This is a genomic window from Flagellimonas sp., assembly GCF_965222555.1.
GTDB lineage: Bacteria > Bacteroidota > Bacteroidia > Flavobacteriales > Flavobacteriaceae > Flagellimonas.
Genome location: NZ_CBDCUG010000004.1, coordinates 577,152 through 603,417, shown reverse-complemented (window position 1 = coordinate 603,417; position 26,266 = coordinate 577,152). Strand labels below are relative to the sequence as shown.

At 40.7% G+C, this 26,266-nt stretch carries 16 protein-coding genes; 2 read left to right on the top strand and 14 right to left on the bottom strand.

The genetic code is table 11. The features are described from left to right. Positions 1-79: 79 nt before the first annotated feature. On the top strand, positions 80-1,336 hold the full coding sequence (locus ACOQO1_RS07190) for an MFS transporter (protein WP_420602185.1): 1,257 nt from the start codon (positions 80-82) through the stop codon (positions 1,334-1,336). A gap of 3 nt (positions 1,337-1,339) precedes the next feature. Here the strand turns inward: ACOQO1_RS07190 and ACOQO1_RS07185 are convergent, their stop codons facing one another. From ACOQO1_RS07185 to ACOQO1_RS07160, 6 genes are all read right to left on the bottom strand, one after another. Beyond that, the gene (locus ACOQO1_RS07185) at positions 1,340-1,915 is read right to left on the bottom strand and encodes a YdeI/OmpD-associated family protein (protein ID WP_420602184.1); all 576 of its coding nucleotides are present in this window, start codon (positions 1,913-1,915) and stop codon (positions 1,340-1,342) included. 1 nt (position 1,916) lies between these two features. Then, on the bottom strand, positions 1,917-3,530 hold the full coding sequence (locus tag ACOQO1_RS07180; protein ID WP_420602183.1) for a M1 family metallopeptidase: 1,614 nt from the start codon (positions 3,528-3,530) through the stop codon (positions 1,917-1,919). Positions 3,531-3,575: 45 nt separating this feature from the next. Next, on the bottom strand, positions 3,576-4,910 hold the full coding sequence (locus ACOQO1_RS07175; RefSeq protein WP_420602182.1) for a M28 family metallopeptidase: 1,335 nt from the start codon (positions 4,908-4,910) through the stop codon (positions 3,576-3,578). Positions 4,911-4,920: 10 nt separating this feature from the next. Beyond that, positions 4,921-5,424 (bottom strand): VOC family protein, encoded by a 504-nt coding sequence (locus ACOQO1_RS07170; protein WP_420602181.1) that lies wholly within the window; start codon positions 5,422-5,424, stop codon positions 4,921-4,923. A 127-nt stretch (positions 5,425-5,551) separates the two neighbouring features. Continuing rightward, positions 5,552-7,078 carry a nuclear transport factor 2 family protein gene (locus ACOQO1_RS07165; RefSeq protein WP_420602180.1) on the bottom strand — a complete coding sequence of 509 codons (1,527 nt, stop codon included), beginning with the start codon at positions 7,076-7,078 and terminating at the stop codon, positions 5,552-5,554. Further along, entirely contained in the window at positions 7,075-9,285 is a 2,211-nt protein-coding gene (locus ACOQO1_RS07160; protein ID WP_420602179.1) for a bifunctional alpha,alpha-trehalose-phosphate synthase (UDP-forming)/trehalose-phosphatase, read from the bottom strand. Before ACOQO1_RS07160 ends, ACOQO1_RS07165 begins: the two co-directional genes overlap by 4 nt. 99 nt (positions 9,286-9,384) lie before the next feature. On the opposite strand from ACOQO1_RS07160, the gene ACOQO1_RS07155 reads away from it, so the two are divergent. After that, entirely contained in the window at positions 9,385-11,184 is a 1,800-nt protein-coding gene (locus ACOQO1_RS07155; protein ID WP_420602178.1) for a glycoside hydrolase family 15 protein, read from the top strand. Here the strand turns inward: ACOQO1_RS07155 and ACOQO1_RS07150 are convergent. From ACOQO1_RS07150 to purL, 8 genes are all read right to left on the bottom strand, one after another. Beyond that, positions 11,177-12,622 (bottom strand): pyridoxal phosphate-dependent decarboxylase family protein, encoded by a 1,446-nt coding sequence (locus tag ACOQO1_RS07150; protein WP_420602177.1) that lies wholly within the window; start codon positions 12,620-12,622, stop codon positions 11,177-11,179. The two genes, ACOQO1_RS07155 and ACOQO1_RS07150, sit on opposite strands and share 8 nt — an antisense overlap. Before the next feature lie 103 nt (positions 12,623-12,725). Continuing rightward, on the bottom strand, positions 12,726-14,537 hold the full coding sequence (locus tag ACOQO1_RS07145) for an acyl-CoA dehydrogenase family protein (RefSeq protein ID WP_420602176.1): 1,812 nt from the start codon (positions 14,535-14,537) through the stop codon (positions 12,726-12,728). Positions 14,538-14,551: 14 nt separating this feature from the next. Beyond that, entirely contained in the window at positions 14,552-15,742 is a 1,191-nt protein-coding gene (locus tag ACOQO1_RS07140) for an acetyl-CoA C-acyltransferase (RefSeq protein WP_420602175.1), read from the bottom strand. Positions 15,743-15,836: 94 nt separating this feature from the next. Next, the gene (locus tag ACOQO1_RS07135) at positions 15,837-18,242 is read right to left on the bottom strand and encodes a 3-hydroxyacyl-CoA dehydrogenase/enoyl-CoA hydratase family protein (protein ID WP_420602174.1); all 2,406 of its coding nucleotides are present in this window, start codon (positions 18,240-18,242) and stop codon (positions 15,837-15,839) included. A gap of 13 nt (positions 18,243-18,255) precedes the next feature. After that, the gene (locus ACOQO1_RS07130; RefSeq protein WP_420602173.1) at positions 18,256-18,702 is read right to left on the bottom strand and encodes a MarR family winged helix-turn-helix transcriptional regulator; all 447 of its coding nucleotides are present in this window, start codon (positions 18,700-18,702) and stop codon (positions 18,256-18,258) included. Between the two features lie 140 nt (positions 18,703-18,842). Further along, on the bottom strand, positions 18,843-20,615 hold the full coding sequence (locus ACOQO1_RS07125) for an AMP-dependent synthetase/ligase (RefSeq protein ID WP_420602172.1): 1,773 nt from the start codon (positions 20,613-20,615) through the stop codon (positions 18,843-18,845). Between the two features lie 194 nt (positions 20,616-20,809). After that, the gene (locus ACOQO1_RS07120) at positions 20,810-22,450 is read right to left on the bottom strand and encodes a beta-N-acetylhexosaminidase (protein ID WP_420602171.1); all 1,641 of its coding nucleotides are present in this window, start codon (positions 22,448-22,450) and stop codon (positions 20,810-20,812) included. A 37-nt stretch (positions 22,451-22,487) separates the two neighbouring features. Next, entirely contained in the window at positions 22,488-26,156 is a 3,669-nt protein-coding gene (gene purL / locus ACOQO1_RS07115) for a phosphoribosylformylglycinamidine synthase (protein WP_420602170.1), read from the bottom strand. Positions 26,157-26,266 lie beyond the last annotated feature (110 nt).

Below are 26,266 nucleotides of genomic sequence, written 5' to 3'. Positions count from 1 at the left end.
AAGGACAAAATCAACTAAAGATACCAAAATTGGACAGCGGAATTCTTAAGGGGGTATAATTTTCTTATTTTTAGCAACAATGGAGAAAAAGGCCCCTTGGTTTTATCTTATATTGTTGATTCTGGCAGGCGAGGCTGTTTTTATACTTCCTTTTGTTTTACCCCGCATTTTTAGAAGTACCGTACTGGATGTTTTTGCATTGGACAACACGCAATTGGGGTTGTGCTTTTCATTGTATGGCATTGTAGCTTTAATCTCCTATTTGCTTGGAGGGCCTTTGGCCGACAAGTATCCACCAAGAAAATTGATTGCAATTGCACTTTGGATGACTGCATTGGGAGGGTTGGTATTTGTACAATTTCCCAGCTTTGGACAGTTACAACTTTTATATGGTTATTGGGGTTTTACCACCATTTTTTTGTTTTGGGCACCTATGATCAAAGCAACAAGAGTTTGGGGAGGAGATACAGCACAGGGTAAGGCTTTTGGATTGCTAGATGGAGGTCGAGGTCTTACAGGTGCGCTTTTTGGTTTAATGGGGGTGCTTATTTTTTCATTTTTTCTTGGAGAAGAGGTTGATGGCAGTTTGCTCGAGGAACGACAAGAGGCTTTTCGATATGTGATTTATACCTCATGTATAATCATTGCTTTAATTGGTGTTTTGGTCTGGCTGTTCATGAAATCGGGGGTGGACGAAAGTAAAATCTTGGTAGAGCGTATTTCCAAAAAAGAAATAGGTATCGTTTTAAGGATTCCCTCGGTTTGGTTGTTGATGATCATCATTCTTTGTGCCTATGTAGGGTATAAGATTACGGATGTCATCTCACAATATGCCAATGAGGTGATGTTGTACAATGAAGTGAAAGCAGCACAAACTGGAACGCTTTTTCAGTTTTTAAGACCAGCAACAGGTATTTTGGTAGGGCTAATAGTGGATCGTTTTAGGATAACACTTTGGTTGGTGTATAGTTTTGGAGCTTGCATTATCGGGGGCATCTTATTTGGGTCAGGTATTATTGGTCCATCTACTACCATGCTATTCTTTTTATCCGTGGTAATTGTCGCAGCCGGAATTTATGCTGCCAGAGCTTTGTATTTTGGGGTGATGCAAAAAGGAAAAATTCCTTTGATGTTAACGGGAACGGCTGTTGGTCTTATTTCCTTGATTGGATATACTCCGGATATTTTTGCTGGGCCAGCTTATGGAGTGTTATTGGATGCCCATAGGGGAGAGGAGCTTGGGCATCAGAACGTTTTTTGGATGTTAACAGCATTTTCCATGGTTGGCGGAATGGCGGCATTGGCTTATCACAGAATTTATGGAAGAACCGACTAGAATTTACCGAGTACTTCTCGATTTGATGTTCTCTTTGCAACAAGCTATAATTTCGACGATTCTTTTTTGTCTGGTTTCATCGCGTTTTGCTTGATGGAGCCAATAGAGGTAACTTTTTCGTTGGCTGTGTGTGAAATTTTGAAAATTCTGAAAAGCTATTTTATTGCTACTGAAAGCTTTTTGCAAATCTTTGGGAATAACACCATTCTCCACATCATCCAAAGCTGCCCAGGAGCCATTCTTTTTGGCAATTTCAATGGATATAAGTCCGCTTTTGTGCATCAAATCACCCTCAATTAGTTCGATGATATGGGTCTTGTTGACTTTGCTCCATACACTTTTGGGTTTTCTTGGGCAGAAGTATTGCCTACGCTTCCCATTGCCCAAGCTTTTTACCGTGCTATCTATCCAACCATAGCATAAGGCTACCCGCACCGCTTCTTCCCACCGCATACTTTCCATTTCATGCTCCACTTTATAAAAAATCAAGAAAATACCCTGGGTGGTGGCATGATTCTCATGGAGCCACACCCTCCATTCTTTATCGTTTTTAAAATAGAGTTCTGGAAAACTGTCCAAACTAAATCTTTTTGGTTTCTATGTAGAAGTTGTTGTCAAAAACAAGATCCCCTTCACTTAAAGTTTCAGTTTTCCATTCGGAATTTGGAAAAAGCCAATGCTCTTTTTCACCAATAAAAACTCTAACGGGCATGTCAAAATCCTCAACAATGTCTACATATCGATATTTTAAGGTATTCCCTGAAAGCGAGTATTCCAAAGTTGGAATCATGGTAGTGCGCAAATATTGATTGAAGAAAGCCGACAAGTCTTTTTTTGTCTTTTTACTGATGTAATTTTCAATCTGCTCCGTTGTTACAGTTTGATGGTAAAATTCAGCATTGAGCCCCCTTAACGTTTGTCGCCATAACTCATCATCTTCAATGAGCTGACGTAAAGTATGCAGCATGTTGGCACCTTTGTAGTACATATCACCTGAACCCGATTTATTCACATTATAATATCCGATAATAGGGCGGTCGTTCTGAATATTAGCCCGGGTTCCAATAACATATTCGGCTGAAGCTTTCTTTCCAAAGTGATAGTCCAAGTAAAGATTCTCCGAATAGGCGGTGAAACTTTCATGGATCCACATATCGGCAATGTCTTTATAGGTAATATTATTGGCGAACCACTCGTGGCCACCTTCATGGATTATAATAAAGTCAAATTTTAAGCCCCATCCGGATTTGGAGAGATCGCGACCCAAATACCCATTTTGGTAATTGTTACCGTAGGTAACTGAACTTTGATGTTCCATACCCAAATACGGAACTTCCACCAGCTTAAAGCTATCCTCATAAAAAGGGTAGGGGCCAAACCAATGTTCAAAGGCTTCAAGCATCATGGATGTTTGTTTAAACTGCTCTTTGGCTTTTTTTAAGTTGTGGCGAAGCACATAATAGTCAACATCCAATTCTCCTTTTTCTCCCTCATATTTTTCACCAAAATGCACATAATCCCCAATATTTACATTTACACAATAGTTGTTAATGGGATTAGATACAAACCACGTATAGATTTTTTCACCTTTTCGCTCATCAACCCTACGGAGCCTTCCATTGGACACATTCATCAGGGTTTCGGGAACAGCAACGCTGATACGCATACTATCCACCTCGTCATACATATGGTCTTTATTGGGCCACCAAACACTGGCCCCCAATCCTTGACAGGAAGTGGCCGCAAACGGATTTCCTTTTTTATCCCTGTCCCAAGAAAAGCCCCCATCCCAAGGCGCGCGGACGGCCTTTTTAGGTTCTCCGGAATATTTGACAATAATATGGTTATACGCTCCAGATACCTGCTTCTTCTTCAATTTTACAAAATGGGCTGCACCTTCGGAAGTATAGTCCAGCTCTTCACCATCCTGTACAACCGATTCTATTTTTAAGGGTTCCTGCAAGTCTACCTGAAGTACATCGGATTCCTCCAAAACTTTGTATCGAATGGTGTTATACCCTTCAATGGTTTCTGTTTCTGGGTCCACTTTGATGTTCAGGTCATAGTAGTTTAGATCCCACCATTCCCGTTCCGGGGTGATACTTCCTCTGAGGGTGTCTTGTCTGGTAAAGTTTTGTGCAACGGAAAAATAGGTTGCGGAGATAAATAGAAAGAGTGTGAAAAATTGCTTCATAAATTATTTTAAAAACCTCTTGAATGTGCTTGAGGTTAAATTATACTATCTAAAGATTTTGTTTGGAAAAGTAACAAGGCTTTCATGGCCATCCTTTCCCACGGATGCTACTCCAAACAGGAAATTGTCAATAACAATGCCATTTAGCATATATTCTGTACTATTCCCAACATATTTTGAGTTGTCCCAAGTTGGGGAGGTGGTATCCCTCCAATAAATTTTATATCCAACCGCACCTTCTACTTTATTCCATTTTAGTTTTGCCGAGGGTTCAACAATTCCACCTATTTCAACAGTTGTTGGGGCAGGTGGGGCCCAGGCAATTGATGCCAAATTAATGGCATTTACAGCGGTTAGTTTTTTTGCGTATTCAAAATTTACGTGCTCCAGCACATCACCATAGGCTATACCATTTTCAACACGGATATCTTGGTGCTGTTGCGTATAATTTTCATGTGCTTCCATAATTCTGATTCCTGCAAAACCAGCATCATTAAAAGGCCGGTGATGCCCTCCTCTTCCAAACCTGTCCAAACGGTAAATCATCATAGGATTCATCTCTGGCATGTAGGTTTTGGTGGTTTTGTGCACATAGCGCGCCAATTGACGGGAAATACCATCTACTTCACCGCCATAAAATCTACGGGCTCTGCGTTGCTCTTCCGTTTCGGTTGGAGGAACGGGTTCTGAGAAAATCCTAAAATCACGATTACTGACAACACCATCAACACCAGTTATGTTGCCGATCATATCATTATTTATGATGCCAAAAATGTTCCAACCTTCCTTTTTGGCATGTGCCGCTAATCCTCTACCTCCATACAATCCTTGTTCTTCCCCGGAAAGTCCAACATAAATAATACTGCTTTCAAACTGGTATTTTGACAAGACTCGCGCAGCTTCTATGGTTCCTGCCATACCGCTGGCATTATCATTGGCACCTGGAGAATCCGAAGTGAAATCATTGGGGTCGCTCACCCGCGAATCGATATCACCGCTCATAATAATGAAACGGTTAGGATACTTTGTACCTTTCTGTACGGCAACAACATTAACCACCCAAACATCTTTAACGATTCTTGAGCCTTCTCCCTTTTTGACCAAATCTTTTTGATAAAATACGTCTAGGCAATCATTACAATTGGATGAAATCTTTTCAAACTCCGATTTTATCCATCGTCTTGCCGCACCAATACCTCGAGTTTGGGAAATAGTGTCACTTAACGTATGTCGGGTCCCAAAATTGGCAAGGGTCGTAATATCACCTTTAATACGTTCAGCTGAAACTGCATTGATGATATCGTATAAACGGGAATCGGTTTGTGAAAAAAGAACTGAAAAGCTGAATAAGGCGAATAAAAAGCTGAGATATGTCTTCATGTGCTGACGTTTAATTTCCAATGAGTTCAATAAAAACACCATCGGGATCCTGAACCAAAATAAACCTTCTTCCATCTGGAATATGGGTAGGTTCTTCGCTTAGAAAAGTTATGTTGTTGTCCTTGAGCCGCTGATTTACTGCATCAAGAGATTTGTAAAATAACGTAATGTACCGCATTCCGTTACGTTCCTGTATATGGGTTTCTTCCTTGCTTTTTTGATTTCCAAAGGACATCAACTTGTATTCGGTGGCATTTGGATCGTCATAGAGTTTTAACACCTTCACATCAAAAGCAACACCTCCGGTGAGTCCAGTTTTTTTGCCCATGGCATCATTCACCGTAAAACCTCCGGTTTCTTTCATGCCAATTATATTGGTGTAAAAGTCCAGTGAGGCATCTAAATCTGAAACAATTACTCCCATTGAAATGTACGGTTTGTCAAATTCAGTTTCTGTTTGACAAAACCCATGGGTGACGGTTAAAAGCAAACCAATTAGAAGTGCATGTTTCATAATAGTATAGTTTATGTTTTTTAGAAGTCCATGAAAGTAACAAAAATCAGCAAAAAGATAAGCGCAATTGGATAAAGAACAATGTTAAAACCAAAACACCGTAATGGATTCATAGAAATCAGTGATGCTATTTGAGAAAAGTAACCTTGGTAATTTTTCCATTCTCCACTTCATAAATAGCAACAGCGCTAAAACTTGCACCATTGGCGGTTATGAACTCTTCGTCAATCACCTTGTTGCCTATTACAATACGGTTTTTTATTTCACAGTGTAAATCGGGGGTTTTTTCAAAAAATGAACTATAGCGTTCTTTCATCTTATGCTGCCCTTGTATTGAGAGCTCGTTCGGAAAGTTATAAAGTTTCACATCTTCGGAATAAGTGGCCATAAAAGCATCAATATCTTTGGAATTGTAGGCGTCAAGTTGCTCTTGGACAATAGACTCGGCATCGTTAAGCTCTCTTTCGGGAAAAATAAAGGTCATAGATGCGATTAAACCGTTTTCAACTTCGTAGATGGCCACTTGGTGACCTTTACGCCCATCCACAATACTGATTTCCTCATCAACCACCTTGTTTCCAATTCTGATACGCTTAATGACCTCTACCTGGGCATTTTTGGTGTTTTGATAGAAACGTTCATAGTTTTCCGTCATTTTTTGCCTTCCTATATACATGACCTTGTTTGGAAAACGCTGTACCAGTACATCTTCTGCGTAGCACGAGACAAAACCAAATAAGTCCCTATTGTTGAATGTCCGTACCTGTCTGTCAATTAATCGTAAAGGGGATTCTTCAGCTACAAAGGCCAATCGGTTTCGACTGCCATTGACAGCTATTCGACTTATGTTGTTGATTTCATCCAGTTTAAAATCAATTACGGATTCCCAGTCTTTATCCGATTTGGTGTTGAACTTTACAATTGATTTTCCAACTCCTGATAATATGGTGTTGGCATCCAACCAGCATATATCCTCACTTTTTTCTGGTACATTGGCTATTTTTTGCGTAGCACCAGAATCCGGGTCCAATGATTTTATTTCCCAGATTGTGTTTTTCTTGCTGATATAACTGACCAAGTTCGAATTGGGAATTTTAGATAAAGAGCGACCCACATTCCGTTGCACCGTTTTGTTGGAGCCGTCAGTGAGATTACTGATCACAAGATCCATCCTATTGTCGACCAAAACAGTGGAAACCAACATATGGTCGTTGTACCACACATGATAGCCCACCTTTTTATCTAGGATGGGGGTAGATTCTCCCGATTTCAAATTATATTCATAAAGCCGTTGTAGCCCATCCAAATCTAAACGTATGGCCGAAACAGCATTCTTCCCTGGGATTTTTAAAGGTGAATACTCGCTTCCTGTTGGGGTATTGGAAATCCAGGAAGAAGTGCTTCCGGCTTCAATATTGAACCTTCTTATGTCTGTCTGATCCGCTCTGGTTGATGAGAACAAAACCGTATTGTCGTCCATAAAGGACGGTTGGTTGTCATAACCTTCGTTATTGGAAATATTCTTTGGGTTCGACAATAAGAGATCTGCACCGTTTCTTTTCAAATCAAATAAATAGACTTCGGTGTTTACCTGACTGTTTATGGATAAGGAACATAATACTATTGTAGGTATGATTAATTTCCTAAACATCATTTTTCAGTAAATGTTTTGAGCAGTTGCCTAACCCGCTTGGTGTTTTCAACGTGGTATTTAGCTTGGGTCTTTTTAAGCCCCACTTTAACGGTTATAGCAGAATCTGGAAGTTCTTGAAACATATACTCGTCGGTCCAATCGTCACCAATGGCAAAGACAAAATCGTAATCGTCTTCACCTAAAATACGAACGGAAGCCCGTCCTTTGTTCACATTGCTACTTTTAACCTCCATGACTTTGTTTCCGTTAAGGACGCTAATGTCATCGTTGCCGATAAGGCTTGTCAATACCGTATTAAGTTCTGTGGCCCTTTTTTCGCCAAAATCAGGGTCCGTGTTCCTGTAATGCCAGGCCATGGAATAGTTTTTCTCTTCAATGAAAGAGCCCGGGGTTCTATCCACGAAAGACTCAAGAACCGGTTTGATCTTACCCATCCACTCATCCTTAACTTGTTCCAAGAGCTTAAACTCTTCCCCATTTCTGGATATCCAAACCCCATGCTCCACGATCATATTGTACCCTTTGGGTAAAAACCATTTGGTAAAGGTTTGTTTGTCCCTTCCACTGATAAGAAAAATAGTAGTGTTCTCTTGTTGATGTAGCTTGTCCAAAAGAGTATAAAGTTCTTCATCTGGAGAAGCTTTTTGAGGATCTTTATGGAATCCGGCCAAGGTGCCATCATAATCCAAAAACAATAATCTGTTTTTTGCCTTTGTATAGTCCTTTCCAATTTCCTTTAGAATGGTATCTGATACTTTCTGCGAGATATTCGGATTTTCACCTTCACTTTTGCTATTTAGGGCATTCATAAATTCGTTGGCCCAGACTTCAACATTGTAGCGCTCCAATCTGTTTTGCAAGAACATATTGCGTGCAACCTGTTCTTCACGCGGCATGGTAATGGCTTTTTTTAGGGTGTCCGCTTGTTGTTCAAAGTTGTTGGGATTGATTAAAAGTGCTTCGTTCATTTCATAGGCAGAACCTGCCATTTCACTCAAAATTAGAACTCCGGTTTTATCTATACGAGTGGCAATATACTCCTTGGCGACAAGGTTCATTCCATCACGAAGTGGTGTAAGCCAAGCAATATCACTGGAGGTATACAGGTCGATTAAATTTTCAAAAGGCAAAGAGCGATAGAAATACCAGATAGGAGTCCAATTGACCGTTGATAGCTCGCCGTTGATCCTGCCCACAAGTTCATCAATTTCTTTTTTGAGCAATTGATATTGTGGCACATTTGACCTTGATGGAACTGCCAGGATAATCAACCGCACCTTTTCCTTGTACTCTGGATACTTGTTCAAAAAATACTCAAAAGCGTTGATTCTTTTGGCAATGCCCTTGCTATAATCCAATCGATCTATGGACAAGATGAGTTTGGTATCGGGAGCCGATGCCTTGTGGTCATCCAATTTTATTTGAAGGTCACTACGTTTTTCGTTCGTGTTCTTTTGGTGTGAAATAGCAGCATCCTTGAACTTTTTGTAATCAATTCCCATAGGGAAAGAATCCACCTTTATAGTTCTGTGATCTAAATAAACATCGTTGAAGCTAACCTCCAGACCTAAAAGTCTACGTACCGAACTTAAAAAATGCCGTTCATAGTCGTATGTATGGAAACCAATAAGGTCAGCACCCAAAAGTCCTTCCAATAGTTCTTCTCGCCACGGGAGCGTCCTGAAAATCTCATAGGAAGGAAAGGGGATATGCAAAAAGAAACCTATGGAGGTGTTGGGACGTTTTTCCCTAACCATTTGCGGGACCAGCATTAATTGGTAATCGTGCACCCAAATGGTATCGCCTTCCTCGGATTTTTCTATAATGGCGTCTGCAAATTTCTGATTCACAGATTTGTAGATATTCCAAAACTCCAATTCAAATTCTGAATATTCCAAAAAATAATGGAACAATGGCCAAATGGTCCTATTGCTAAATCCAAAGTAGAAGCCTTCAATATCCTTCTCCGTTAGGCCAACCTTGGCACAACCATGCTGTTTCAGTGCTTTATCAATATCGGCTTCAAGCGCTTTTGGGGTTTCCTCATCCGTAAGTCCTGACCAGCCTATCCATAAGCTTTCTCCACCACTATGCACAGATTTCATTCCTGTGGCCAAACCACCAACACTAGGTGTCGCCGTGAGGCCACCATCACTAATTTGTAGTTGAACTGGTAGTCTATTGGAAATAATTATAGTTTTACTCATGAAAGGTGGTTTTAGGACAAAAATGTAATAAAATTCCTATTTTTTCGATTTATAATAGGGTAAAACCTACAATAACCAACAGAAATACAAATCCTTACTATGGATAACCTAAATTACGGAATAATTGGAAATTGCAGAAGTGCAGCTTTAATATCAGATACAGGTTCCCTTGACTGGTGTTGTCTACCTCAGTTTGACTCTACATCGGTATTTGCCAAATTATTGGATGATAAAAAAGGGGGCAGTTTTGAAATCCGAACAAAATACAACTACGAGATACATCAAGAATATCATAGAAATACTGCAATTCTTGTAACGCGGTATTCAGATGGCGAAAATACTTTTGAGGTGCATGATTTTATGCCAAGATATCATAAACTCACCGGAAAGTACAATGCCCCACCAGAGATTGTGCGTTATGTGAAACACATATCCGGAGCTCCAAGATTTAGTGTGCTTTATGATCCTAAGCTGGAATATGCCCAAGGGAAGACAACCCATCATATTAAAAAGAATTTCATAGTCAGCCTGACCAACAAACAAAAGTTTGACACACTGTTTCTCTATACCTCATTTAACAAAAGACAGGTTTTGGAAGGTGAGGAAATTGTATTAAAAGAGGATGGGTATTTTTTGGTCTGTTATAACGAGAAAATTTTTAGGCCGACTACGGAAAAAATGTCCTTGGAACTTGAGCGAACCAAAATTTACTGGTTGGATTGGGTGGACAGAACGCCCACATATAAGCAGTTTAATGCGGAGATCATGCGGAGTGCCATAACACTTAAAATGCTCACTTATGACAAAACAGGTGCTGTTTTGGCCGCCGCAACTACTTCTTTACCAGAAACTATAGGAGAAGTAAGAAATTGGGATTACCGATTTTGTTGGATACGGGATGCTTCAATGGTAATCAAAGTGATGTCTGAACTGGGTCATAAGAATTCCGCTAGACGGTACTTGCAGTTTATTATTGATTTAATGCCCGATAAAGATGAGAAATTGCAGATTATGTATGGCATCAACAGGGAAAAGATGCTTACCGAAAAGACACTGGATCATTTGGATGGTTATAAAGGTTCAAAACCTGTCAGAATAGGGAATGCAGCGTACAAACAAAAGCAGAATGACATCTACGGTATTTTGATGGATGTTATTTATGAGCAATTGGTTACGTTTGAAAATGATATTGAAAATGGTGAGGACCTTTGGAGCATTACCAAAGGAATAGTTTGGATCGTAAACAAACATTGGAGAGAGCCGGACAAAGGAATTTGGGAGTTTAGGGGAGAGGATAGGCACTTCACTTTTTCTAAGGTATTATGCTGGGTAGCGCTTGACAGGGCTATAAAAGTTGCCAAAATTTTTGGGAAGGAACGAAAGATAAACGAATGGACATTGCTTGAACAGGAAATAAAACAGGATATCCTTGAAAATGCATGGAATGATGATATCAATGCCTTTGTTCAATCGTATGGGTCGAGTCATTTAGATGCATCCGTGCTTTTGATGGAATCCTATGGATTTATTCATGCCAAAGACCCAAAATTTGTTAGTACGGTACGTGCCATTGAAGAAGATTTAAACAATGATGGGTTGTTGTATCGCTATAAAAATGAGGATGACTTTGGATTACCCTCTTCCTCGTTTACCATATGCACTTTTTGGTTCATCAACAGTCTTTTCAAAATAGGCGAAGAGGATAAGGCATTGGCGTATTTTGAACGTTTATTGGGATACAGTAATCATCTTGGACTTTTCAGCGAGGATATTGATTTTAAGAGCAAACGCTTGTTAGGGAACTTCCCACAGGCTTATTCACATTTGGCATTGATTGAATGCGCCATCAATTTCTCTAGGAAAAAGAGCGAGGAAAAAATACTGGAATCCATCAGCTGATTTTGCTTGCAAGGAGTTTTTCGGCACAGGCTTTAACCTTTTCCATGAGCAACTTTAGGTGTTCCATGGTTGTAAATGGATTCATCAAAGTGGTTCTGAGATAGTGTACCCCGTTCAACTTGGTCTGCACCAGATAAAATTCACCATCTTCCAACAACTCTTGTCTAATGGATTGATTCAGTGTATTTGATTCTTCTAACGACAAATCGGGAATTACATACCTGAAGCACAAAATGTTGGATGCGGGCTCTATGGCCAATTCAAAGTTTTTATTGGTTTTGAGCACCTTGGCAAATTCCCTGGCTAAATCGTACAGAACGGTTACGTTTTGGTCAAAAGCCTCTTCACCATACATCTTCAGCAGTATAAACCAATGCAGACTCATCATACTTTTAGTGCACTCAAAGGTTCTTTTGCCTCCATTGTACCAATCTTCCTCATCCGTTTCCGTCAACAGGTAATCGGCTTTTTGACTGAAGGTGGTGTGCGAATTTTCACCATCCTTGAATATAAGAGCGGTTGTAATGGTCGGCATCATCATCATCTTATGACCATCGATCACCACCGAATCTGAATTCTCTATTCCTTTTAGCAAATGGCTGTATTTTTTTGAAAAAATAGCTGCCCCACCATGAGCTCCATCCACATGGAACCAAAGGTTGTGCTTTTCGGCAAAATGGGCAACAGCTTCCAGATCATCATAAATTCCGGTTGCGGTTGAAGGCGCACTGCCTACAATGGCGAGAACTTGGATTCCATTATTCAGAGCTTTTTGATAATATGCCTCAAGTTTTGAAGTATCCATGGCAAAACTTGAATCTACCGGCACTTTAATGATTCCTTGCTCGCCCCGTCCCATAATTTTAGCTGCTCTGTCCACACAATAATGTGCTTCTTCGCTTACCATGATGCCAAGGGGCTGAGTGTGCCCTTTTGTCCAAACATCATGTTCGGCTTTGGCTTTCCGGGCAGCTAGAAGTGCTGTCAAGTTTGCCAAGGTGCCTCCTGAAGTTAGGATTCCCCTTGAAGTAGTATCGTACCCTATCTTTTGCCCTAAAAAGTCTGTTGTTATCCGCTCCATTGCGGTGGGAGACATCCCCATTTCGTAAACCGCCATACCATTGTTCAACAATGATGCGATCATTCCTGTGAGTGCAGTGATTGGAGCTGGGGCTGCCACTTGGTGCCCTACATACTTTGGATTGTGGGTATGGGTGGTTCTTTTGAGGATTTCTTTGAAGAAGTCTTCTTGGCTTCCATTTTCAAGAAAATTCTTCCAGAAATTTAATTCATCGTCTGGGAGGTTCCAATCAATGGTTTTGGAATTAGCACCGGAAGTGGAATTGTGAACATGATCTGCCAATAGATCGATAAGTTCATGGCCGGTCTTTCTAAAACTTTCTGAAGTATATAAAGAGCTCAATAATTTTTTATCCATTGGATAAAGTTATGGGGAAGGGACAAGGCTTCAAAATAATACACAAAAAAACCGCCCCTTTCGGAGCGGTTCACAAATTAGCTTTGTTTCAGCATCATTTGAATTAGTCAAAGGTATACCCGTTATCCGCGGCTACTTTGTCCGCAATTTGCGTGCGGAGTGCTACGACATTGGGTTGATTTGTATATTTCGTAAAACGTTTTAGCCCCATTAGCATCATTCGCTGTTCATCACCTTCGGCAAAAGAAACTATGGCTTCTTTTCCTTTTTGAATGATAATATCTACAGCTCTATATAAATATAGTTTGGATATTGCAATCTGTGTTTCTTGCGATTTTTCCCCAAACCTTTTAGCATTTTTCTCAGTGCGCAATATAGCGGATTCTGACAAATAAACCTGTATTAAAATATCAGAAGCGGACATTAGCAACATTTGGTGTTCTTCCAGACTGGGGCCAAACTTTTGGACCGCACTACCGGCAATCATTAAAAACACCTTTTTTAAACGGGAGATCAAATCTTTTTCTTCCGAAAACAGCTCTGAGAAATCCGGTGTATCAAAAGAAGGAATTCCCATCAATTCTTCTCCAACGGCAGTTGCGGGACCTAATAGGTCAACATGACCCTTCATTGCTTTTTTGACCAACATGCCAACGGCCAGCATTCTGTTAATTTCGTTGGTGCCTTCATAGATTCTGGAAATACGGGCATCTCTCCAGGCAGATTCCATAGGAGTATCTGCACTAAAGCCCATTCCACCAAAAATTTGGATACCCTCATCTGTGGTGTGCTGCACATGTTCTGAAACAGCTACCTTTAGAATGGAACATTCAATGGCATATTCCTCCACGCCTTTTAGTTCGGCTTCTTGATGAGAATTTCCATCAGCTTCTCTGATGGCAATTCTATCCTCAATATTTTTTGCAGCTCTGTAACATGCAGATTCATCCACATAAGCGTTGGCAGCCATATCCGCAATCTTTGCCTTGATAGCCCCAAAATTCATTATTGGCGTCTTAAACTGGATGCGTTCATTGGCATATTTGGTAGCTTCGGTCAGCACACGTCTTTGTGCTTCCAGACATGCGGCAGCCAGTTTAATTCTACCTACATTAAGGGCATTCATAGCAATTTTGAACCCATTTCCTCTTTCCGAAAGCATGTTTTCAACAGGAACCTTGGTCTCATTGAAAAATACCTGACGGGTGGAGGAGGAGTGAATCCCCAGTTTTTTCTCTTCATCACCTAAAGTGATGCCGTTATCCGAATCATTTTCAACAATGAATCCAGTGATATTTTTATCGTCCTCAATTCTGGCAAAAACGATGAACAAGTTGCAGAATCCGGCATTGGAAATCCACATTTTCTGTCCTGTTATACTATAATGTTTCCCATCTTTGGAAAGCACAGCCTTTGTTTTTCCTGAATTGGCATCGGAACCAGCTCCTGGTTCTGTCAAACAATATGCCCCAAACCACTCACCAGACGCCAATTTAGGTACATACTTCTGTTTTTGCTCTTCGGTCCCATAAAGGGTTATGGGCATAGTACCTATTCCTGTATGAGCGCCAAATGCCGTACTGAAGGACCCTGTGGCTCCAGAAATATAATCACAGACCAGCATTGTGGATACAAATCCCATTCCCATTCCACTATAAGCCTCGGGAACGGCAACACTCAGCAGACCAAGTTCACCTGCTTTTCGCATGGTTTCCTCGGTATATGCGTAGTCTTTCTTCTCAAAACGCTCCCAATGAGCCCAAAGCTCTCTATCAACAAACTCCTTGGTGCTCTCCCTCATCATTTTTTGCTCTTCGGTCAAATCTTCGAGCGTGAATACATCTTCACAATTGGTTTCTTTTACCAAGAATTGTCCGCCACGTAGGATGTTCTTATTTAGGGCTTCTGTACTCATAGCTTTGTTTTCTTCTAATTTAAAAATTCATAAATACCTGCGGCACCTTGGCCTGTTCCAACACACATGGTTACCATACCATATTTACCTTTCATGTCTCTTTTGCGCATTTCATCAAAGAGCTGCACGGAGAGTTTTGCACCTGTACATCCTAAAGGATGTCCCAAGGCTATTGCACCTCCATTTACATTGACAATCTCCTGATCTAGCCCCAATTCTCTGATTACGGCCAAGGATTGAGATGCGAAGGCTTCATTCAGTTCTATCAATTCTACATCAGCTTGTTTTAATCCGGCTTGCTTTAATGCTTTTGGAATGGCTTTTACGGGACCTATTCCCATAATCCTGGGTTCTACTCCTGCTGCTGCATAGTTGACCAAACGAGCAATGGGTTCCAAATTCAATTCCTTGACCATTTCTTCGCTCATCACCATGACAAAGGCAGCACCGTCACTCATTTGGGAGGAATTTCCGGCAGTAACACTTCCACCAGCTGCAAAAACAGGGCGTAGCTTGTTCAATGTAGGGATATTGGTTCCCTTTCTTGGTCCTTCATCCTTATTTACGGTATAGGTCTTGGTTTCCTTTTTGCCGGCTTCGTTTACAAAAGTGTGCTCTACATCAATGGGTACAATCTGATCTTGGAATCGATTTTCCTCTTGTGCTTTTAGGGCTTTCATATGCGAACTGTATGCAAATACGTCTTGATCTTCCCTTGAAACATTGAATTGTTTGGCGACGGCCTCAGCCGTTAGCCCCATGCCCCAATAATAATCTTCATGGCCTTCTTTGGCGGTAGCATAATCTGGAGTGGGTTTATAACCGCCCATTGGTATGTAGCTCATACTTTCTGAACCTCCTGCAATAATACAATCTGCCATTCCTGATTGAATCTTTGCGGTGGCTATACCAATAGTTTCCAGTCCAGATGCACAATAGCGGTTGACGGTCACACCCGGAACATCATCAATGTTCAATCCCATTAACGAAATCAATCGGGCCATATTCAATCCTTGCTCAGCTTCAGGCATTGCGTTTCCCACAATAACATCGTCGATGCGCTTCTTGTCCAGATTAGGCAATTCCTTCATCATATGTTCAATGGTCTCCGCGGCCAATTCATCCGGTCTTTTGAATCGGAATAAGCCACGAGGAGCTTTGCCTACCGCAGTTCTATATGCTTTTACTATATATGCTGTTTTCATTTTTTAGATTATTTTTTTTGGATAAATCAGATTTTTGGATTTTGGATAGTTGGACAAATAGTTCGAATAATCGAATAGTCCAAGCATCCAATACCTAATTTCTCAATGGTTTACCTGTTTTCAACATATGTTGGATACGTTCCAGTGTTTTTCTTTCGGTACATAGTGAAAGGAATGCTTCCCGTTCCAAATCCAAAAGGTATTGCTCGGATACATAACTTGCTTCTGACAAATCACCACCTGCCATGACATAGGCCAGTTTATTGGCAATTTTCTTGTCATGCTCAGAAATATAGTGACCTGCTTCCATGGAATCCGTCCCTACCAAGAACATGCCCAAAGCCTGTTTTCCAAGAACCTTTACATCTTTTCGTTTCACAGGTCTGGTGTATCCTGCCTCTGCCATCAGTTTTGCATGGGCCTTGGCCGTAGCTATTTGTCGGTCTTTATTGACAACCACTACATCTTTTCCTTTTTGTAGAATACCCAAATCATAGGCTTCATAGGCTGAGGTTGAAACTTTTGCCATACCAATGGTCAAGAAATATTCTTGCAGCACGTTGAGCTCTACGTCATTTTTTCTAAAAGTGTCAGATGCCCGTAGCGCCATTTCCTTAGATCCACCGCCACCAGGAATAACTCCAACTCCAAATTCTACCAAACCAATATAACTTTCGGCCGCAGCTACTACCTTGTCGGCATGCAATGAAAGTTCACATCCACCACCCAAGCACATACCATGAGGGGCAGAAATGGTAGGGATGGAAGAATAGCGCATGCGCATCATGGTGTCTTGAAAGTATTTTATGGCCATGTTAAGCTCGTCATATTCCTGCTCAACGGCCATCATAAAGATCATTCCAATGTTGGCGCCAACAGAAAAGTTTGCGCCTTGATTGCCTACAACCAACCCTTGAAAGTCTTTTTCGGCCAAATCAACAGCTTTGTTCAGACCAGCCAGTACATCGCCCCCAATAGTGTTCATTTTGGATTGGAATTCTACGTTTAGGATTCCTTCTCCCAAATCCTCTATAACAACACCACTGTTTTTAAATACTTCGTTGGATTTTCTAATGTTATCCAAAATGATGAAGGCATCCTGACCTGGAACTTTTTCCATGGCCTTGTTGGGAATATCGTAATAATAGGTTGCTCCACCTTTAACAGAATAGAAAGCATCTGTTCCCGATTCCTTCATTTCATTTACCCAAGAAGCTACTTCTAAATTTTCTGCCTTGATAAACTCCAGGCCTTTCTCTAAACCAACTGCATCCCAGATTTGGAAGGGTCCATGTTCCCAACCAAAACCGGCCTTCATGGCATCGTCTATTTTATAGAGCTCATCCGATATTTCCGGAATTCGATGTGAAACATAAGCAAATAATGCCCCAAAGCTTTTTCGGTAGAATTCTCCCGCTTTGTCCTTGCCTGAGGTCAATACTGAAAAACGGTCAACTACCTTGTCAATGGTTTTTGTCAATTCCAAAGTGGCAAACTTGGCACTTTTCTTGGCGCGATAGTCCATAGTGTCCAAATCCAGTGTCAAGATTTCACTTTTGCCCTTGTCATCCTTGACCTTTTTATAGAATCCCTGCCCAGATTTACTCCCCAACCATTTGTTTTCCATCATGGTATTGATGAAATCCGGTAATTGGAAAAGCTCCAATCGTTCATCATCCTTGCAGTTTTCATGGATTCCGTTGGCAACATGTACCAAGGTGTCCAGTCCAACGACATCCACTGTTCGGAAGGTTGCCGACTTTGGTCTTCCAATAACGGGACCTGTTAGCTTGTCTACTTCCTCAACGGTCATTCCCAAATCCTTAACAGCATGAAAAAGGCTTTGGATGCTGAAAATTCCGATTCGGTTGCCAATAAAAGCAGGTGTATCTTTAGCTACTACTGAGGTTTTTCCTAGATATTGTTCACCATACCCGTTCAAAAAGTCCAATACTTCGGAGGAAGTTTTTGGTCCAGGAATAATCTCAAATAATTTCAGGTATCGGGCCGGATTAAAAAAGTGTGTTCCGCAGAAGTGTTTTTGAAAATCTTCACTTCTTCCTTCACTCATAAATTTAATAGGAATACCAGAAGTGTTGGAAGTAATTAATGTGCCAGGTTTTCTGTGCTTTTCCAAATTTTCAAACACTTGCTTTTTGATATCCAAACGTTCTACTACAACCTCAATAATCCAATCAACCTCACCAACTTTGGCGATATCATCCTCTAGATTCCCAGTCGAGATTCTATTGGCAAACTTTTTATGATAGATAGGGGAGGGTTTGGATTTGAGGGCAGCGGCCAATGAATCATTGACCAACCTATTCCGGACATTCTTATTGTCCAAGGTGAGCCCTTTGGCCTTTTCTTTATCGTTAAGTTCTCGGGGAACTATATCCAATAACAAAACTTCGACACCAATATTGGCAAAGTGACAGGCTATGCCACTTCCCATAATACCCGAGCCGATAACGGCAACTTTATTAATATGCCTTTTCATTTATGAGTTAGAATTAATTCGTTGTTTTGATATATATCTTTTTATCGACAATCAGTTTATTGATGATTTCAGCAGTTTTGAAAAAACCGGATAAATCTTCTTCTGTTACATTTTCCTTTACCACTTCATTGAATCTCAACACCACATCTTTGGAATCTTTTCTTTTTTCCAAACCCAAGGCCGTTAAATGTATCAACACCCCGCGACCATCTTTTGGATTTGGTTTTCGTTGGATATAGCCTTTTTCTTCAATACTCTTCAAAATTCTTGATAAACTTGTTGCTTCCATGCCCATTTTAGGGCCTAAAGCAGTACTAGGGGTACCTTTTTTAGGATCGATGCTTAAAAGAGTAAATCCAATAGCCATTGTAAGTCCGTAGTTTTTTGCCTCTTCATTGTACATTTTACTAACGGCTTGCCAAGTGGCCCTTAGCGCATAATCAATGGTCAACTCTTTCATAAATCCGGTTTGGTGTGTCCAAATATACAAAAATTTATTATGCATGCATAATAAATAACAATTATTATGGCTGAAAAAAAGAAGGCTCAAAAATTGAATTTGAACCTTCTAAAATCTGGTTGGAAAGTGATATGTTATCTCTAGTGACCGTAGATGCTGTTGTAAAGGTCAATGTATTTTTCCTTGATAATTTTTCTCCGAAGTTTCATGGTAGGAGTCATGTGTCCATCGTCTATGCTCCAAACATCTGGTGTTAATCTAAACTGCTTTACTTTTTCCCATTTGGCAAAATCCTGGTTGGCAAGGTCAATTTCTTCTTGGATTCTACCAATAACCTTTTCATTTAATATAATATCCGAATTTTCACCCAAGGTAATGCTATGTCTGTTTGCCCATTCATATAGGAATTCAAAATTCGGTTGAATCAGGGCAGCGGGCATTTTTTCTCCTTCGCCCACAACCATGATTTGTTCTATAAAACGAGATTGTTTAAATCTGTTTTCGAGCAATTGGGGAGCAACATATTTCCCTCCCGATGTTTTGAACATTTCCTTTTTACGATCCGTAATCTTTAAAAAGCCTTCGGCATCAACTTCCCCAATATCTCCAGTATGAAAGTAACCGTCTTTGATTACCTCTGCCGTTTTTTCTGGGTCTTTATAATACCCCATCATTACTTGGGGGCCTTTTATACAAATTTCCCCATCTTCAGCAATTTTAACCTCAGTCCTATCTATGGGTTTACCAACTGTACCAATTTTAAAACCATTTTCACGCATATCGTTGACCGAAACCACCGGAGAGGTCTCTGTCAAACCATAGCCTTCCATAACACCCATCTCGGCGGCATTAAAAATACGTGCCAATCGCGGTTGTAGGGCTGCACTACCTGATGCTATAAGTTTTAGGTTGCCGCCAAGGCCTTCTTTCCATTTGCTAAAGATCAATTTTCTGGCCAAGGCCAATTTCTTTTCGTACCACCAGCCATTTTTTCCGTAAGGCTCAAATTGGAGCCCAATTTCAACAGCCCAAAAGAAGAGTTTTCGTTTTATTCCGCTAAGCTCTGTGCCTTTGGTTATGATTTTGTCGTATACCTTTTCCAACAATCTTGGAACAGCCGTCATTACATGTGGGGCCGTTTCCTTGAGGTTATCACTTATGGTCTCAAGGGACTCGGCGTAATAAATGGTTACACCTCTGTATTGGTATAAGTAGATGAGCATGCGTTCATAAACATGACAGAGGGGTAAAAAACTTAATGACTTTGTTTCTCCGTCCACTATGGGAAAACGTTTTGAACTCTCTATGGCATTACTCACTAAATTATCATGGGACAGCATCACGCCTTTTGGTCTCCCCGTTGTTCCCGATGTATAGATCAAAGTGGCCAAATCTTCTGGTTTTACCGCTGCCTTTAATTTTTCTACTTCCTCTTGATTGGAATCATCGGCACCCAGTTCCAAGACCTCTTTCCAATTTTTACAGTTTCCAAGGGTGTCAAAGGAATAGACATCCTTCAACTTCTTCAGTTTTGGGGTTACCTCCAATACCTTTTCTAAAACTTCCGTGCATGAAACAAAACAGTACTTTGCTTCTGAATGATTAAGGACATATTCGTAATCTGAGGATGATATGGTTGGATAAATTGGGACATTTTGTGCACCAATCTGTAAGATTCCAATATCCATAATGTTCCATTCCGTTCTATTGGTCATGGATATTACCGCCACTTTATCGTTTGGTTTTACACCTAGTTTTAAAAGTGCACGACTTACCGCGTTGGCTTGATCAATATAGGCTTTGGTAGAAGTGGCAACCCATTTGCCATCATATTTAGTGACCAGCGATTTTTCAAGGGGAAATTTTTCCAATTGATGATAGGGAAAATCAAAAAGTCTAGTTACTGTTTGCATAGTAAGTTTCTGTTAGGTAATTGCAAAATAGGGAAAGGAAGTCGGATTTTAAAATGGAAAATTCAATTGTCACGCTCCTTATTTGAAAATCAATCAATTTTAAGGGAATAAAAAAGGCCTTCAATTTGAAGGCCCCGTATGGTTGGTATTTATCAAAGATTCGATTAAAACCCTCGATTAAATTTTAGTTGATTTTATTCCTCTAGAACTTTTGCATAGTTGATTCCCAAGGTGTCCCATTCTTTTTGCTTGATTTTTAAAGCGGTTTTGAAACTTTCGAAATTTTTGTTTTCAGGATCGGTCCAGCCTACCTCTGCATAGGCAGCAATTCTTGGAAAAGTCTGACGCTCCACATCTTTATTGGTGGGAGTCCATTCGCTCCACATTTGACAACCCAAACCATAAATGTTTTCATGATATTGAGGTTCCAAACCTTCAGGGATTGGATCAAAACCATAGGCTTTTTCCAATGAAATGCTATTGTAATTATAGTCGAGATAGGTGTTGCTGTGCAATGAGTTTACAATACCATATCCTTTTTGAGCAGCTTCGGTGGCAAGATTAAGATCGCCCTTCCAAAAATGGACAACCGTATTTTTGGCCAGTTCGGTCTCAGCTTCTTTATCATGTTTCTTTTCCTCAAAATCACCATGGATGTTTTTTCCCATTATTTCATTCCAACCCATCATACGTCTTCCATGTTGTTCAATAAATTTCGAAATTTTGTTGGTGAACTGTATTTGAAGGTCGGCAGCAGTTTTTATACCATGTTCCTTCATGTATTCCTGCACATGTCTGGATTCATTCCAAACGTCATAGCCTACTTCATCACCGCCAATATGAACCACTTCCGAGGGAAAAAGCTCAAAAAGTTCCAATAAAACATCCTTTACAAACTGCTCTACTTTTGGATTGGTCACATCATAATTGTCGTAATGACGACCAAATTTCACAGGAACATCAATATCTTTTCCAGCAGTACCTAGCCAAGTATATGCGGCAATGGCGGCGCTACTGTGACCAGGAATTTCAAATTCAGGGACAATGGTAATGTGTCTTTCCGCTGCATAGGCCACCAATTCCTTAATTTCTTCTTGGGTGTAAAACCCACCGTGAGGTTCACCGGATAATTTTCCACTTTTCCAGGTTTCAATTTCCGAATCTGTTCTATAGCTACCTACTTCGGTTAGTTTGGGGTATTTTTTTATTTCGATGCGCCAACCAGCATCATCCGTCAAATGCCAATGAAAAATGTTCATTTTAAGCGAAGCCATCTGATCCAATACTTGCTTAACGAAATCCGCCCCGTGAAAATAACGGGACTCATCAAGCATATAAGCCCGCCACCCAAAACGGGGAGCATCTTTGATGGTTATTGATGGAATTAACCATACGGATTCCTCAGTGTCTTTTGTCAGCAACTGCTTTAATGTTTCAATTCCGTAGAAAAATCCAGCAGAGGTACTAGCTGAAATATTGATTTTCTTTGGATTGACATCCAGTTGGTAAGCTTCTTCCCCTAAATCTGGGAGGCTGGTAAATACAATATCTCCTTGCCCATTGTTGGAAACAGAGAGTTCCAATCCGGTTCGTTGGGTTATCTCCTCGCTGAAAGCAGAAACCAAATCTTCTGAGGCATCGTCTGAGAAAACAATGTCCATTCCATCCTTTAGAGCAAAGGAATTTTCTGATAATGTCACCTCGTTGGGTTGGGGCAGTAAATTGATTTCATCTGAAGTAAAGCTTCTGTGTTTACGTACACACCCCGTATTGAAAATTAATAAAATTGAGCCGAGGAAAAGGATTCCCTTGGCAAAGCGATTTTTGGAATTCATTTTTTGGTTTTAAAAATTTATTGGTCTCTAAAAATAGTTATTTATTGTTCACTATCCATTCCTTGGCATTGATAAATGCCTGTAGCCAAGGTGAAACAACATCGTTTCTATCCTTTGGATAGTGTGCCCAGTTCCACGGAAATGTGGAGCGCTCGATATGCGGCATGGTTACCAAGTGGCGTCCTGTTTTATCGCAGAGCATAGCGGTATTGTAATCACTTCCGTTTGGATTTGCCGGATAAGCTTCATAGCCATATTTGGCAACAATGTCATACTCTTTTTCTGAATGGGGAAGGCTAAATTTCCCTTCTCCATGAGAAATCCAAACACCTAAAGTGGTACCCGCCATTGTAGAAAGCATGACGGAGTTGTTCTCTTGAATTTTCACAGAGGTAAAATTGCTTTCGTGCTTACCTGAATCATTGTAGGTCATTCTGCCATGGGTTTCATGCTCAGGATTTATTAAATCCAATTCCATGAACAGCTGACACCCATTGCATATTCCCACAGAAAGTGTGTCGGGTCGTGCAAAGAAATCTCTAAGGGCTTTATTTGCTTTCTCGTTGTACTTGAAGGCACCGGCCCATCCTTTGGCACTTCCCAGAACATCTGAATTGGAAAATCCACCAACAGCGCCAATAAACTGAATATCTTCCAAGGTTTCCCGACCAGTTATCAAGTCGGTCATGTGCACATCCTTTACATCAAATCCTGCCAAATACATGGCATTGGCCATTTCGCGCTCCGAATTACTGCCTTTTTCCCTTAAAATGGCAGCTTTTGGGCGTTCCACTTTCGATTGTTCTCTTGGAGGCAGCTTACCATCAAAACCTGAGGGGAATTTATAGTTTAAGGCTTGATTCTTATAATTTTCATATCTGGCTTTGGCCAAATTATTGGCTGTTTGCTTATCATCCAGTAAATAAGAAGTCTTGAACCAAGTATCCCGTAGTGAGGCCACATTCAACCCAATTTCAATACTATTATTTCTGATGTTCAAAGTTCCTTCGGAGCTTACAGAACCTATTTTTTTGTAATCAATTCCGGCATCCGCCAAAACTTTTTCCACGGTGTTATCTTTAACTTGGAAAACAAGCCCTGCATTTTCTGAGAATAATAGTTTGATGATATCTTCTTCTCCAAGATTGGATAAATCGAGGTTCGCTCCTAAATCGATATCAGCAAAACACATTTCCAATAGGGTTGTGATCAATCCGCCGGAAGCAACGTCGTGACCAGCTATGATCATATCATTTTTGATAAGCTCTTGTAACGTATTGAAAGTCTGCTTTACATAAGCAGCATCCACAATTGTTGGAGTTTCGTTGCCTACAGAATTTAGTACTTGCCCAAAAGAAGAGCCCCCCAGTTTAAAATTATCCTTGGAAATATTGATATAATAAATATCGCCTCCATTTTTTTGGAATACAGGCTCTACAATTTTAGTGATGTCATTACAATTCGCGGCCGCAGATATAATTACGGTACCGGGAGAGATGACATCCCCATCTTTATATTTCTGCTTCATGGAAAGCGAATCCTTTCCTGTAGGGACATTGATTCCCAATGCGATAGCAAAATTGGATACCGCTTCCACAGCTTCGTACAATCGGGCATCTTCACCTTCGTTTCTACAGGGCCACATCCAGTTCGCAGATAGCGAAACGGATTGTAAACCATCTTTGAGCGGAGCCCATACTATGTTTGTAAGTGCTTCAGCAATACTATTCCTACTTCCCGCTGATGGGTCTATCAAAGCGGAAACAGGGGAGTGGCCTATACTTGTTGCAATTCCTTCCTTTCCTTTAAAATCAAGGGACATGACCCCACAATTGTTCAAAGGTAGTTGTAAAGGACCAGCACATTGCTGTTTGGCCACATGTCCGCCTACGCAGCGATCCACTTTATTAGTGAGCCAATCTTTGCAAGCAACTGCTTCCAATTGCAACACTTGCTCCAAATAATCGTGGAAATGCTCCAATGAATAGGTGGGGGCGTCATAAGTTCTTGCTGCTGAGCTATCTTCCATAATGGTCTTTGGAGAACTTCCGAACATGTCGTTCAACTCCAAATCCATAGGTTTTTCCCCAGTTTTTTCTGAAGCAAAGGTAAATCTGTGGTCGCCAGTTACAGTTCCAACATCGTACATCGGAGAGCGTTCGCGAGATGCGATACGATCAAGGAGTTCTATATCTTTTTCACCGATTACCAACCCCATACGCTCTTGGGATTCGTTGCCAATAAGCTCTTTTGCCGATAGTGTTGGGTCACCTACCGGGAGTTTATCCGTATTTATGACACCACCTGTTTCCTCAACTAATTCTGATAAACAGTTAAGATGTCCGCCGGCCCCATGATCATGAATGGAAACAATGGGATTGTCATGGCTTTCCACCATTCCACGAATAGCATTGGAAGCTCTTTTTTGCATTTCTGGATTGGAGCGTTGCACGGCATTCAATTCAATTGCTGAACTGAATTCACCCGTATCAGCGCTGGAAACAGCTGCACCACCCATTCCAATACGGTAGTTGTCACCACCAAGAATAACTATTTTATCCCCTTTGTTTGGGGTGTCTTTTAAAGCTTGTTCTGCTTTTCCATAGCCGATACCACCAGCCAGCATAATTACTTTATCAAAACCTAATCGACGAGCTTCTTCTTTATGCTCAAAAGTGAGAACTGATCCGGAAATCAATGGTTGTCCAAATTTGTTTCCAAAATCAGACGCTCCGTTGGATGCTTTGATTAAAATATCCATTGGTGTCTGGTACAACCATTTCCGTTCTTGCATTCCATTTTCCCAAGGTCTGTTTTCTTCCAGGCGAGAATATGAAGTCATATAGACTGCGGTTCCTGCCAAAGGCAAGGAGCCTTTCCCACCAGCCAATCTATCCCTGATTTCACCTCCGGAACCCGTAGCGGCACCATTAAAGGGTTCCACTGTAGTTGGGAAATTATGGGTTTCCGCTTTTAGGGATATAACGGAATCAAAATCTTTTTCCTCGTAAAAATCAGGTTTGTCCGCACTTTTTGGTGCAAACTGCACTGCTTTTGGCCCTTTTATAAAAGCAACATTGTCTTTGTAGGCCGAAACAATATCGTTTGGGTTTTCTTCCGATGTTTTTTTGATCAGTTTAAAAAGGGAACTAGGTTTTTCCTCACCATCAATAACAAAAGTACCGTTGAAAATTTTATGTCGACAATGCTCTGAATTCACTTGACTGAAACCAAATACTTCAGAATCGGTTAATTTTCTACCCAGTTTTTTAGAGAGATTCTCCAAATAGGCTATCTCATCGTCACTCAGAGCCAGACCCTCTTGTTGATTGTAGGCTGAGATATCGTCAACTTCCAAAATGGCTTCGGGAACAATATCAATGGTGAAAATTTGTTGATCTAGCCCTTCATACTTTTGAAAAAGCATGGGGTCGAAGTCGGCATGGTCTTCATCCACAGCATGGAATTCCTCAATCCGAAGGATTCCTTTCACGCCCATATTCTGGGTTATTTCGGTAGCATTGGTGCTCCAGGGGGTAATCATGGCGGCCCTTGGCCCAATAAAAAAGGCGTCAAGAGACGCCGCGTTTATCTTAGGTTGGTTGCCGAACAACCATGTTAATTTTTGAATGTCTTGAGGTGCAATTTCTTGAGCAGTCTGGACGGCAAAAACCTTTGTTGCCACGTCCCCAAAGAAATGAATCATATCAGCCTAGTTGTTGAACGGATTAAGAAAGTGCAAATTTACAGTTTTAGGTTTGATTTTTCAGAGGGTTTTATAACAGTTTTGAACCATCGGTGTCAATAACTTATGGT

Excerpts from the sequence above, each read along its gene's own strand:
- ACOQO1_RS07190 (WP_420602185.1), top strand. The coding sequence starts at position 80 with ATGGAGAAAAAGGCCCCTTGGTTTTATCTTATATTGTTGATTCTGGCA.
- ACOQO1_RS07180 (WP_420602183.1), bottom strand. The coding sequence starts at position 3,530 with ATGAAGCAATTTTTCACACTCTTTCTATTTATCTCCGCAACCTATTTT.
- ACOQO1_RS07175 (WP_420602182.1), bottom strand. The coding sequence starts at position 4,910 with ATGAAGACATATCTCAGCTTTTTATTCGCCTTATTCAGCTTTTCAGTT.
- ACOQO1_RS07170 (WP_420602181.1), bottom strand. The coding sequence starts at position 5,424 with ATGAAACATGCACTTCTAATTGGTTTGCTTTTAACCGTCACCCATGGG.
- ACOQO1_RS07165 (WP_420602180.1), bottom strand. The coding sequence starts at position 7,078 with ATGATGTTTAGGAAATTAATCATACCTACAATAGTATTATGTTCCTTA.
- ACOQO1_RS07160 (WP_420602179.1), bottom strand. The coding sequence starts at position 9,285 with ATGAGTAAAACTATAATTATTTCCAATAGACTACCAGTTCAACTACAA.
- ACOQO1_RS07155 (WP_420602178.1), top strand. The coding sequence starts at position 9,385 with ATGGATAACCTAAATTACGGAATAATTGGAAATTGCAGAAGTGCAGCT.
- ACOQO1_RS07150 (WP_420602177.1), bottom strand. The coding sequence starts at position 12,622 with ATGGATAAAAAATTATTGAGCTCTTTATATACTTCAGAAAGTTTTAGA.
- ACOQO1_RS07145 (WP_420602176.1), bottom strand. The coding sequence starts at position 14,537 with ATGAGTACAGAAGCCCTAAATAAGAACATCCTACGTGGCGGACAATTC.
- ACOQO1_RS07140 (WP_420602175.1), bottom strand. The coding sequence starts at position 15,742 with ATGAAAACAGCATATATAGTAAAAGCATATAGAACTGCGGTAGGCAAA.
- ACOQO1_RS07135 (WP_420602174.1), bottom strand. The coding sequence starts at position 18,242 with ATGAAAAGGCATATTAATAAAGTTGCCGTTATCGGCTCGGGTATTATG.
- ACOQO1_RS07130 (WP_420602173.1), bottom strand. The coding sequence starts at position 18,702 with ATGAAAGAGTTGACCATTGATTATGCGCTAAGGGCCACTTGGCAAGCC.
- ACOQO1_RS07125 (WP_420602172.1), bottom strand. The coding sequence starts at position 20,615 with ATGCAAACAGTAACTAGACTTTTTGATTTTCCCTATCATCAATTGGAA.
- ACOQO1_RS07120 (WP_420602171.1), bottom strand. The coding sequence starts at position 22,450 with ATGAATTCCAAAAATCGCTTTGCCAAGGGAATCCTTTTCCTCGGCTCA.
- purL (WP_420602170.1), bottom strand. The coding sequence starts at position 26,156 with ATGATTCATTTCTTTGGGGACGTGGCAACAAAGGTTTTTGCCGTCCAG.